The 12,517-nt window shown below is 28.7% G+C and carries 8 protein-coding genes; 7 read left to right on the top strand and 1 reads right to left on the bottom strand.

Annotation, left to right across the window (positions count from 1 at the left end; genetic code table 11):
• Position 1: 1 nt before the first annotated feature.
• From HUE53_RS11675 to uvrA, 6 genes are all read left to right on the top strand, one after another.
• A complete protein-coding gene (locus HUE53_RS11675; RefSeq protein ID WP_014165265.1) occupies positions 2–1,021 on the top strand; it encodes a YncE family protein in 1,020 nt (339 codons plus the stop codon).
• A 777-nt stretch (positions 1,022–1,798) separates the two neighbouring features.
• Positions 1,799–2,287 (top strand): hypothetical protein, encoded by a 489-nt coding sequence (locus HUE53_RS11670; protein ID WP_014165264.1) that lies wholly within the window; start codon positions 1,799–1,801, stop codon positions 2,285–2,287.
• Positions 2,275–2,985: an NRDE family protein gene (locus tag HUE53_RS11665; protein WP_014165263.1), complete on the top strand. Its 711-nt coding sequence runs from the start codon at positions 2,275–2,277 to the stop codon at positions 2,983–2,985. The genes HUE53_RS11670 and HUE53_RS11665 overlap by 13 nt, the downstream gene beginning before the upstream one ends.
• Positions 2,985–4,007 carry an ATP-grasp domain-containing protein gene (locus HUE53_RS11660; RefSeq protein ID WP_014165262.1) on the top strand — a complete coding sequence of 341 codons (1,023 nt, stop codon included), beginning with the start codon at positions 2,985–2,987 and terminating at the stop codon, positions 4,005–4,007. Before HUE53_RS11665 ends, HUE53_RS11660 begins: the two co-directional genes overlap by 1 nt.
• Positions 4,008–4,078: 71 nt before the next feature.
• Positions 4,079–4,720: a LysE family transporter gene (locus HUE53_RS11655; protein WP_014165261.1), complete on the top strand. Its 642-nt coding sequence runs from the start codon at positions 4,079–4,081 to the stop codon at positions 4,718–4,720.
• Between the two features lie 451 nt (positions 4,721–5,171).
• Positions 5,172–7,979, top strand: coding sequence for an excinuclease ABC subunit UvrA (gene uvrA, locus HUE53_RS11650; protein ID WP_065213515.1), 2,808 nt, complete (start codon positions 5,172–5,174; stop codon positions 7,977–7,979).
• 165 nt (positions 7,980–8,144) lie between these two features.
• Here the strand turns inward: uvrA and HUE53_RS11645 are convergent, their stop codons facing one another.
• Positions 8,145–9,335 (bottom strand): M28 family peptidase, encoded by a 1,191-nt coding sequence (locus HUE53_RS11645; protein WP_192188514.1) that lies wholly within the window; start codon positions 9,333–9,335, stop codon positions 8,145–8,147.
• Positions 9,336–9,641: 306 nt separating this feature from the next.
• Between HUE53_RS11645 and HUE53_RS11640 the strand changes: the two genes are divergently transcribed.
• On the top strand, positions 9,642–12,446 hold the full coding sequence (locus tag HUE53_RS11640) for an aminopeptidase (protein WP_192188513.1): 2,805 nt from the start codon (positions 9,642–9,644) through the stop codon (positions 12,444–12,446).
• Positions 12,447–12,517: the final 71 nt, after the last annotated feature.

The following is a 12,517-nucleotide window of genomic DNA, read 5'->3' as shown; positions in this document are numbered from 1 at the left end:
TATGAAAAACAATTTTTTAATTCTAGCACTCAAAGCTTTTTTTACTAGCTTTTTTATTTTATCATGCGATAAAAATAATGATGATACTACTCACCTTTTGTACGAAGAAACTGTTGCCGTTGCAAATAGAGGATCTTCTTCAGTAAGCTTTTTTGATGCTAATACAAATGCCATTAACAGTACATTAAAAATTACAAACTCAGAACCTATGTATCTTGTTTTTGTTCCTTCAAAAGATAAACTATATGTTGGGGATCGAAAAAACAAACAGGTTCATATTATCAATCCTAGTACACAAAAATTAGAAAGTTCAATAAACGTAGGAAATGGGGTGTTTCATATGTGGGCTGATGGACTAGACAAACAACTTTGGGTTAATAATGATATAGATAATACCATTTCTGTTATTGACCTAAATACTAATTCCGTTATTAAAACTATAAATGTAGACATGAAACCTCATGATGTTTTTCTAACAAAAGACGGAACGAAGGCTTATGTATCTGTTTTAAATTCTGATCAAGGATTGCCTGACAAAGTATATATGTATTCTACTAATAACTATGAAAAGCTAAAAGAAGTAAACGTAGGAAAGGATCCTCATTTATTTCACTTATCAAATGATAATAGGTTAATTGTACCATGTCAATCTGGTGAAGTATATAATATAGATGGAGAAAAATTACAAATTATTTCTCAAAAGTTATATTCTGGTGCTCATGGTCTATATCCTAGTCCTAACTTAGAAAATATTTTTGTTACTAATATTACAGGTGGAGAAATATATTCTATTAAAACTAATGATTTAACTCAAAATCATACTCCTCTTTCAACCAGCAAACCTGTGCCTCATAATTTAGTTTTAAATAAAGATGGGAATAAAATTTTTACAACTCATTCTGGAGCAAACAATACTACAGTATCTGTGTACAAAGTAATTCAAAATAAATTAGTACACGAACAAGATATTACTGTTGATAGAAATCCATTTGGTCTGACTTATTATAAAAGAAACCAATAAAGTTTGTTTTTATCACTTAAATGATAATGATTGTAAATTTTTCTTTTAAATAAGAATTTCAATACTTTTTTAATGGAAAAGAGGCGTTTCTAATTTTTTAAACTTGTCATTAGGCTTTATTTTATTGTTTGATTAGAATAACGAAAGCTTTAAACTATAAAAGGGAATATCTTTTACCCTAATATAGATATTAGATACTAATTTTTGACTTTTGAACATCTCTTTTCCATAATTTTTTAAAGACAACATCTGAAAAAATACCTACAGAAAAATATTAAGACCAACGTAAGTACTTAATATTATTTTTTTTAGATATATATTTTATAATGTTATTAAAGTCTTAAAATAAAAACTTAAAAACAAAAACTAGTAGTAAGTTGATTTTTTTTACTCATGAACTCTTTTAAAATGCACTTTGTATTAACACTAAATTTAGTAATTATATTACTTCAAACAGTCTCTTATAAATTCATGACCAGCCCTGAATATGTTTATATCTTTAGAAAACTTGATATAAAACCTTTGGGTAGATTTTTTCAGGAATTATAGAATTAATTAGTTCTTTTTTATTATTTTTCAAGAGAACAAAGTTTTATACTTCCTTAACAATTTTAGGAATCATGACTATTGTTTTGTTATCACACGTATTAATTTTAGGTATTGAAATTATTCATTATAGAGAGGAGCTTTATACCTATTAGCCTGTGTTTTTTTACATTAAGTGCTTATTTTTCCTTTATGTATAAAAATATTTTAATCAATTGAAAAAAAATACTTATGAATTTTACCTCAATCATAAATACTCTTTTAGAGCTAAAAACAATCATTATGCAGTTAGATGATCCTGATTTTATAGCTCCTATTTCTTCTCTAAGCAACGCCTCAGTAGGTCAACATTCTCGACATATCATAGAATTATTTCAAACCCTCTTAAAAGGATATAATAAAGGTATGATTAATTACGATACTAGAAAGCGAAATGCAGCAATACAAACCGTAAGAACACAAGCTATATCGGCTATTGATCTAATTATTAATGAAGTAGAAAAAGAAAATAAAAAACTAATAATAGAGCATTGTATTTCTGGAATTCCAACTTTTATAGAAACTAATTATTTTAGAGAAGTACTTTATAATTTAGAACATTGTATTCATCATCAAGCCTTAATAAAAGTAGGTTTATTAAATTTTAGTTATGTTCAAATTTCTGAAACATTTGGTGTAGCACCATCTACTATTGAATATCGTAAAATATGTGTACAGTAAGTTATATTTTTAGTAATAATACAATTATAATCACCTCTAATAGAGATGAAAGAGTAGCTCGCCCTAAGGCTTTAGTTCCCAAATCATATATGGGTACGTATAAAAAAATGTTTTTCCCTAAAGATTCAAAAGCAGGTGGTACTTGGTATGTATTAGATGATAAAGGAAATATAATCGTTTTATTAAATGGAGCCTCAGAAAAACATACCCCTGAAGAAAATTACAGAAAAAGTCGGGGTTTAATCTTACTTGAAATATTTGACAGCTATAATTGCATTGACAAATGGCTAACTTTTAATCTTAGTAATATAGAACCCTTTACACTGGTAGTTTATGTTAACAAACAACTCTACCAGTTGCGTTGGGACGGCGCAATAAAAGACACAAAAACATTAGATCATCAAGGAAGATATATTTGGTCCTCTTCTACTCTATATCCTAACCATATTCGATTGGAAAGAGAGTTTTTATTCAATAAGTTTACTAAAAGTAAAGATATAATTTATGCTAATGATATAATTCATTTTCATCAATATACAAAAAAAGATGATACAGAAAACGGATTGGTCATTAACCGAAATAACGCTTTAATTACACAAAGCATTACCCAAACAATCATTAACCAAAACAAAATAGTTTTTACTTATAAAGACTTAATTGCTGAGCAAACTTATGAAAACACTTTTTTAATGTTATAATGAAACTTTTTATACACAAACTAACTCATTGGGAGTATTGGCCGTTTCAGGTTGTTTACATCCCTATTTATTTTTTATGGATCTATTATGCTATCCGTTCTCGTACCTTATTTTTCTTTAATACCGTAAATCCAACCATTAAAAATGGAGGTTTTTTTAATGAAAGTAAAAATGATATATACCAATTGATCCCACAGCAATACTATCCTAAAACATATTTAATAAATTACAGAGATTCTATTGAACAAGTTTCAACACATTCCCTAACTTTTCCTTTTATTGCAAAACCTGACATTGGTTTACGGGGAAGTGCTGTTAGACGAATTCACTCCTTAGAAGATTTAAAAAAATACCATACAAATGCTGGTTTTAATTACCTTCTTCAAGAATTAATTCCCTTTTCTAACGAAATTGGCATATTTTACGTTCGTTTCCCTAACGAAAAACAAGGACGTATCACAGGAATTGTTTCTAAAGAGTTTATGATTATTACAGGTGATGGAAAAAACACTATTGAAAACCTCATCAAACTAAATCCTCGTTATGAATTACAATTAAATGTCTTACGAAAAGAATTAGGCTCTAAAATTTATGATATTCTGCCCAAGGGAGAAATCTATAATCTTGTTCCTTTTGGCAATCATTCTAGAGGAACAAAATTTGTAGATATAAGCCATCAAATTTCCGAAAAACTAACACAAGTAATTGATGCTATGTGTCAACAAATAAATGGATTTTATTATGGTCGTATGGACTTAATGTATAATACTTGGGAAGAATTAGAAAATGGAAAAAATTTTATGATTGTAGAATTAAATGGCTCAGCAAGTGAACCTACCCATATTTACGATCCTAATCATTCTATTTTTTTTGCTTGGAAAGAAATTGCCAGGCATATTACCTATATGTTCCAGATTGGACAACAAAATCATACAAAAGGAATTCCTTACTTAAACCATACGGAAGGCATGAATGAATATCGTAAACATCAAGAACATTTTTATAAGCTTACTCAAATTTAGTCATTATTTTATGACTATTACCAACAGCAATTTAGGGTCGAATAATATCATCTAAAAATAAAATTATACAATTGAATCTAAAAATAAAAAATATAGCAGTAGGTTTTGCCATTAGCTTTATAGGCTCTATCCCCCTCGGTTATTTAAATATAATAGGCTTACATTATTATAAAAAAAGCAATATAGTTCCTACATTAGTTTACCTACTAGGCGTAGTACTTGTAGAAAGTTTCGTCATTTATTTTACAGCTAAGGGTATTTCTAAAATTAGTTTAAATCCAAAATTAAAATCCAAAATTTCTTTATTTAGCATCCTTTTCTTATTGCTTCTCTCCTATTTAGCTAAACAACCCATTGATTTAGAAAAGACAAACAATCAAACATTTATTTTAAAACAAATACAAAACTCCCCTTTTAGTACAGGAATACTATTCAGTGCTCTCAACTTTTCTCAAATTCCTTTTTGGTTGAGTTGGAATGTATATATGCTAAACGAAAAATATATAATCCCTTCTAAAAACGGACTCCTTTTGTATACTTTGGGGGCATTAATAGGAACTTATACTGGTATGCTAAGTTTGATCCTTTTTTTAGATAAAACGACAAACTATATCCAACTACCTCTTCAAAAATACATCTCTAGCATTTTTATCTCTTTAGCCATTTGGCAAAGTATCATTCTAATAAAAAACAGGCTTATTTATAAAAACTAAACATTCTTTTATCCAATCAAGCATTTACTTATATCAGACCAGTAATTTATAAAAGCATAAAACGCTACTATAAATATAAAAACAGTTATAGACTTGATATTATTGATTTTATAATAGATTAGTTCAATCAATAAATTACATTATAATTCGTTTAACAAATTGTATTCATCAATCAGTACACTCCGTACAATATTTTATTATATCTCATTTCTTATTTAAAACTAAAAATTTTAAATGGGTTGATTCAATTCATTCTTTTGTACTTGCAGTTAAATATTTATTTTTAAAGTATATAAAAGTCCTTATATAAATTAAAATTTTAATTATTTTTTTAAAATATTGAAGTCTATAAACCTTAACCTTTTATTGAAAAAGTCTGTAAAATGAAATTTTATATCTCTCCTTTTGAAATTATATTTCTTTACCTTTGTAGAAATTCGTTTTGCTTAAAATGATACAAGATATTCACACTCTAGACCCCAAAAAAAATATACTCATAAAAGGAGCACAAATTCACAACCTAAAAAATTTAGATGTTGCAATCCCTAGAAACAAACTCGTTGTTATCACAGGATTATCAGGCTCTGGAAAATCAAGCTTAGCATTTGACACATTATATGCTGAAGGACAGCGCAGATATGTAGAAAGCCTATCTAGTTATGCACGACAATTTTTAGGGAGACTTGATAAACCAAAAGTTGATTATATCAAAGGAATTGCACCAGCTGTAGCAATAGAACAAAAAGTAAATACTACAAACGCAAGATCTACTGTAGGCACTTCCACTGAAATTTATGATTATCTAAAACTGTTATTTGCACGAATTGGCAAAACCTATTCTCCTATTTCTGGTTTAGAAGTCAAAAAACACACAGTAACTGATGTAATAGAACACATCCAAAAGTTAGAAGAAGGAAATCGTTATTTACTTTTAGCACCAATACATTTAGAAGAAGGAAGAACATTAGAAAACAAATTAAAAGTTCTTTTACAACAAGGTTTTAGTAGAATATTAATCAATAATGAAACCATTCGTTTAGATGAGTTTACTGACTCTGAGGAAATAAATAAAAAAAACTTCCATCATGATAAAAACATCTTGTTAATTATAGACCGTTTAGTTATCAAGCATGAAGAAGATTTTTATAACCGGTTAGCTGATGCTGTTCAAACCGCTTTTTATGAAGGCAAAGGATTTTGTTATTTACAAGAATTTAATAGTACTGAAAAAATTACATTCAGCACTAATTTTGAATTAGATGGTCTTTCTTTTTTAGAACCTAACATCCATCTATTCAGTTTCAATAATCCTTATGGAGCCTGTCCTACATGCGAAGGATATGGTAATATAATAGGCATAGATCAAGATTTAGTAATACCCAACACCGCATTATCTGTGTATGAAAATTGCATAGCACCGTGGAAAGGAGAAAGCATGAGTTGGTACCGCGACCAATTAGTAAATAATTCACATAAATTTGATTTTCCTATTCATAAACCTTATTTCCAACTAGAAGAATCACAAAAACAATTAATTTGGGAAGGAAATCAATACTTTGAAGGACTTACCCATTTTTTTAAAGAATTAGAAGAAAAAAACTATAAAATTCAAAATCGCGTTTTATTATCACGCTATAGAGGCAAAACAAGATGTTCAACGTGCAAGGGAAAACGATTAAGACCTGAAGCTAGTTATATAAAAGTCCATCAAAAGACATTGCCCGAACTTGTAGATTTGCCTATCCGTAAATTAATACCCTTCTTCAAAGAGTTACCTCTATCTGAATACGATGCAAAAGTAGCCAAACGATTACTTATAGAAATCAATAATAGATTAGCTTTTTTAGAAAATGTAGGTTTAGATTATCTGACTTTAAACAGAAATTCTGCTACTCTTTCGGGGGGCGAATCACAACGAATCAACCTAGCTACGTCATTAGGAAGTAGCTTAGTCGGATCAATGTATATATTAGACGAACCTAGTATCGGATTACACCCTAAAGACACTGAAAAACTAACTAAAGTACTAGAGTCGTTACGCGATTTAGGCAATACCGTAATAGTGGTAGAACATGATGAGGATATCATGAAATCAGCTGATATGATCATAGATATTGGTCCTGAAGCAGGTACCTACGGAGGCAACTTAGTAGCACAAGGCACGTATGAAGAAATACTAAAATCTAGCTCACTTACTTCTCAATATTTAAATGGAAAACGCACCATAGATGTTCCTAAAAAAAGAAGAAAATTTAAGAATCATATAGATATTATTGGAGCTAGAGAAAACAATTTACAAAATCTAGATATTACTATCCCTCTAGATGTATTAACAATCATTACAGGTGTATCAGGATCTGGTAAAAGTACATTAGTAAAAAAAATACTATACCCTGCCCTACAAAAACAATTGGAAGGCATAAGTGAAAAACCAGGTCAATTTACTGAAATATCTGGCAACTATTCTCATATCAAGCATGTAGAATATGTAGATCAAAACCCTATAGGTCGTAGTTCTCGCTCTAACCCCGTTACGTATATAAAAGCATACGATGACATTCGTGATTTATTTGCTAAAGAAAAAGTTTCTAAACTAAGAGGATACCAACCCAAACATTTTTCTTTTAATGTAGATGGTGGCAGATGTGAAAGTTGCAAAGGAGAAGGAACAATCAATGTAGAAATGGTTTTCATGGCTGATGTTTCATTACCTTGTGAAACTTGTAATGGAAAACGTTTTAAAAAGGAAATTTTAGAAATACAATTTGAAGGTAAAAACATAGATGATCTACTTAAACTAACTATAGACGATGCCTTAGATTTCTTTAAAACAAACAATCAAAATAAAATTGTTCAAAAATTACAACCTCTACAAGATGTTGGTCTAGGCTATGTACAATTAGGACAATCCTCTTCTACTTTATCTGGAGGCGAAGCACAACGGATTAAACTTGCTTCTTTTTTAGTTAAAGGAGCTACAAAAGACAAAGCCCTTTTTATTTTTGACGAACCTACAACAGGTCTTCATTTTCACGATATCAAAAAATTATTAAAATCATTTGATGCCCTAATAGAAAAGGGACATTCTATTTTAGTCATCGAGCACAACCTTGATATGATCAAATGCGCTGACTATATCATAGATTTAGGTCCTGAAGGTGGTGAAAACGGAGGACAATTACTAGCCTTTGGTACACCTGAACAAATAGTAAAAGAAAAAAAATCAATTACTGGAAATTATTTAAAAAGCAAACTATAATTGGCATACTATTTGAATAATAACAACTTAAGAATTGAATTCATATTTAGTTTGATACTAATATAATAAGTTTTAGTTAGGTTGGTTTGTTTTTATGAGGCGGTCCGAAAAGTAACAATTTAGTGTTCCCTTTTCGGATCGCCTATTTTTTACAAATAAAAACGATTAACGTACTAAGATCTTTCTTTTAACTTTAAAATTATCACTCTGAAATACAACCAAATATACACCTTTTAACAAAGAAGCAACCTCCAATTTTTCTATTAATTGAGGCTGATAAAAACTCTTATCTATCACTTTTTTACCATTTATATCATACAATTCTACTTTATAATTGTTTAAGGAAACACCTTCTGTGTGAATTTGTAAAATATTTTCAGGCATATTTAAATAAAACAAAATCCTATTGGAATCCTCTAATTTATTCAAAGTAAGAACAGTTTCAGCCTTTGCAAAATGTAATAATCCTCCTAAAGCTGCCTGCGCTACTTTATAATTATAAACTGGATCCATATTTACTAACAAATCCGTAATCGTATGCTTATGTAAGGTTTCGTTAGTCTCAAAAAAACCAGTTATCACTTCATTATTAGACTGAAATGGCATATAATCAGATGCGTAAGCATACGACAATACAGCTTTTAAAGGCGAGTACAATTCTACACATTTCATCAATTCACGAGTATATGTATCTGAAAGTATGTTATTGGTAGAAGGCGAGTTATTTTCATCTCTTTCACAGGTAATTTTATCATTTACTAGATTGGTTACCCCTCCCACTTCATCTAAATTAAATACTAAACGAATATCCATCTTGGGTGAAGTAGCATTAACAAACGTATTCACATAATGTTCACTTCCCTTTAGATTGTCTTCTTCTCCACTAAAATTGATAAATTTAATTGAATATTCCGTATTTATATCTCTTATTAGCCGAGCCATCTCTAAAATAGAAACTATTCCACTCCCATTGTCATTCGTTCCCTTGCCATTAATACTATCATAATGCCCACAAACAATAATATAAGTATTAGGATAAGTGGTACCTGTCTTAGTTATAATTAAATTCTTACACATAGAACCAGAATAACTATAAGTATCTGTGGTTATTTGCTCATCTGTATATCCGTACGTTTTATAGCTATTAACAAGCCATTGATACGTATTTTCTAACGCTTCTGTACCACGATATTTTACTCCTAAATTTTCAAACTCAGTCAAATGATTGGTTATATTATCTTGTGATACCTGATTAACTATTTCGGCATATCGCTGTACAAAAGTTTGACCTACAAAAGTTTGACCTACAAAAGAGTGTACAAAAGTGAAAGTAAATATCAATGAAAGTTTTTTCATAGTTCTTTTTTGTTATAGTTTCTTATAAATAGCCTCTTATTTTTTTAAAAAAAAATTACAAACAACCATTTGGTTGCAAAATTTAACACAATTTTATATCCTTTGCCTTGAATTAATAAAAACCCACTAAAACTAGCATAAAAACCATTAAAAAGCATTACTATCCTATATTATTAAGCACAAATTAACAATTTATTAATACTAAGATTTTTCTGATAACAATATGCAATGAAAAAATTGATTTTCATTTATTTAGAATAATACATAATTCAAAATTCTTTATTTATATTGCAATAAAACTAAATTTTGAAAAAACAGTTCCTAATAATCATTCTATTTTTCACACTTGGTCATGTAAATTATACATACAGCCAGCAATCATTAAATTGTAAAGTTTTTCTAGAATCTCATTCTAAAAAACTAGTTGTTCAACAAAAAATAATTTATAAAAATCAGTACCCCTATCCTATTAATCAATTAACATTTAATGATTGGAATCATAGTTTTTCTAACAGACAAACCCCCCTTGGTAAAAAGTTATCGGATCAATTTGTTCGAAATTTTCACTTATCCAATAAAAGTGAAAGAGGAGAAACTTTTTTAAACACAATTACGGTCAATAACACCGTAGTGACACCACAAAGAATTCCGAATCAAATAGACCTATTTTCTATTCCTATTCTCAATCTAAAATCAGGTGATTCAATAGAAATACAATTAAACTACGAACTCCAAATACCCCATAATAAATTTACTCGATGGGGAACAAATAAAGAAGATTTTTATTTAAAAGACTGTTTTTTGTTAATCAACAAACAAATAAACAGTAATACGGGAGTTACCTATAGCAATGAAAATACAGAAGATGCTACTTATGAAGAAGTTAAGGAAATGCTGTTTTCCTTTGAGATTCCCGATCAATACAATATTATTTCTAACTTAAACTCAATAGACTCCAAAACGTTTAAAAGCATCCATTCAAAAGAATATCAATTCATAATAGAAAAAAATAAAACGTTTGAAACCCTTTCTAACGATAATACATCTATTATAACCAATTTAGAAAGTAAAAATGTTAATGAAATTCAAAAATTCCTTATCATTGATAGGATCATTAAGTATTTTGAAAAACACATAGGAAAGTCTAAAACAAAACGTTTGCTCATTTCGCAAGTTGACTATGATCGAAATCCTTTCTATGGGTTAAATCAACTACCAAGCCTTTTGAGTCCTTTTCCTGATAGTTTTTTATATGAATTAAAATTTTTAAAAGTGTATTCACAAAGTTTTTTGAAATCTAATTTAAACATTGATTGGCGAAAAGATCATTATTTATTAGATGCTATTCAACACTATTACCTGATCAATTACATTGAAGAATATTACCCCAATATAAATTTAGCAGGAACACTTAACCGATTTAAAATACTAAAAGGATATGAGTTCACAAATGCTGCGTTTAACGAACAATATTACCATGCGTACCTTATAATGGCCAGAAAAACACTAGATCAAGCGTTAAACACCCCTAAGAACAAACTCAGTAAATTCAACGAACAAATTGCACTCAAATACAAAGCTGGATTGGCATTTAAATATCTTGAAAATTACTTAGAAGATCAATCGTTAGAAAAAAGTATTCAAGAATTCTTTAATACTAATCAAAAAAAATTTTGCAACACGATTGATTTTGAAACTATTTTAAAAAAAAATACACAAAAAAATATAGATTGGTTTTTTCAGGAATTAGTCCCTTCTAAGGAATTAGTTGACTATCATTTTGGACCCATTCAAAATCAGGATAATCAAATTCAACTAGAAATTAAAAAAAGCCACAATTCTAATATACCTTTTACACTGAGCGGTTATAAAAACAAAGAAAAGATATTTCAAAAATGGATTGTTCCTCATTTTGAAAAAGATACTATTTTAAGTTTTAATACAAAAGAATTAGATCAATTCATTATCAACGAGAATAGTTATTTTCCAGAATTAAACAAAAAAAACAATTACAAAACAACCTCTTTTTTAAAACCTAACCGCCCAATACATTTTACTTTTTTTAGGGATCTAGAAAACTCTAAACACAACCAAATTTTTTATTACCCTAACATTGATTATAATGTATATGATGGTGCTTTACTTTCCTTGATTTTAAACAATGAAAGCTTTATAGCCCGCCCTTTTAACTACGAAATAAATCCTAGTTATTCGTTTAACACCCAATCCTTAACAGGTAGTGGATTTATAGGTTATTCATTAAACAAACCTTCTAATACTAATTTTCAAACTCGTTTTACCCTATCTAGTTCTTATTACCATTACATACAAAATGCTTCCTATTTTAGGGTTATACCCGCTCTTATCTTTCGATTTCGAAATTTAGATATCACAAAAAACGAATACAAAACCCTTTCTTTTAGACAAGTTTTTGTAAACAAAGAATTTAGTCCTTTATCCAAAGACACCCTATCGCCATTAAAATATTCCGTCTTCAATGCTCGTTATTCATTTGGAAATAATGAAACCGCAAAAGGATACCATATATCAAATCAAATACAAATAAGTAATGAATTTGGTAAATACATTAATGAAATTAGCTATAGAAAACTTTTTGAAAATAATTACCAAATTGGATTACGTTTTTACGGAGGTTTATTTCTTTATAAAAACACCAATTCTTCTTATTACGATTTTGGTTTAGATCGCCCAAAAGATTACCTTTTTGACTACTCTTTTTACGGAAGAAGTGAAAAATCAGGTTTCTTTAGCCAACAAATTATTATAGCAGAAGGAGGATTTAAATCAAAATTCAACAATCCTTACGCTAATCAATGGTTAACAGCTCTTAACATAACCTCCTCTTTATGGAAATGGATTCAACTATATGGAGATGTAGGTCTCTACAAAAATAAATATGGCAATCCTAATTGGGTTTATGACACTGGAATTCATTTTAATATAGTCCCTGATTATTTTGAAATATTTTGCCCTATTTATTCAAAAAATGGATGGGAAATAGGACAAAAAAATTATGCCGAAAAAATACGTTTCCAATTTACTCTTAATCCCAAAATACTTTTAGGTATTTTCAATAGAAAATGGTTTTAGAATAATAAAAAACCTATTTATATTAAATATATCTAATTAATAACAATATTTTCATAAGAAATAAACAATTA

Source organism: Flavobacterium columnare (assembly GCF_014844295.1).
Classification (GTDB): Bacteria; Bacteroidota; Bacteroidia; order Flavobacteriales; family Flavobacteriaceae; genus Flavobacterium; species Flavobacterium columnare.
The sequence above is the reverse complement of the archived record's forward strand: the minus strand, read 5'-3'. Positions and strand labels throughout refer to the sequence as shown.

Excerpts from the sequence above, each read along its gene's own strand:
- HUE53_RS11660 (WP_014165262.1), top strand. The coding sequence starts at position 2,985 with ATGAAACTTTTTATACACAAACTAACTCATTGGGAGTATTGGCCGTTT.
- HUE53_RS11675 (WP_014165265.1), top strand. The coding sequence starts at position 2 with ATGAAAAACAATTTTTTAATTCTAGCACTCAAAGCTTTTTTTACTAGC.
- HUE53_RS11670 (WP_014165264.1), top strand. The coding sequence starts at position 1,799 with ATGAATTTTACCTCAATCATAAATACTCTTTTAGAGCTAAAAACAATC.
- uvrA (WP_065213515.1), top strand. The coding sequence starts at position 5,172 with ATGATACAAGATATTCACACTCTAGACCCCAAAAAAAATATACTCATA.
- HUE53_RS11665 (WP_014165263.1), top strand. The coding sequence starts at position 2,275 with ATGTGTACAGTAAGTTATATTTTTAGTAATAATACAATTATAATCACC.
- HUE53_RS11645 (WP_192188514.1), bottom strand. The coding sequence starts at position 9,335 with ATGAAAAAACTTTCATTGATATTTACTTTCACTTTTGTACACTCTTTT.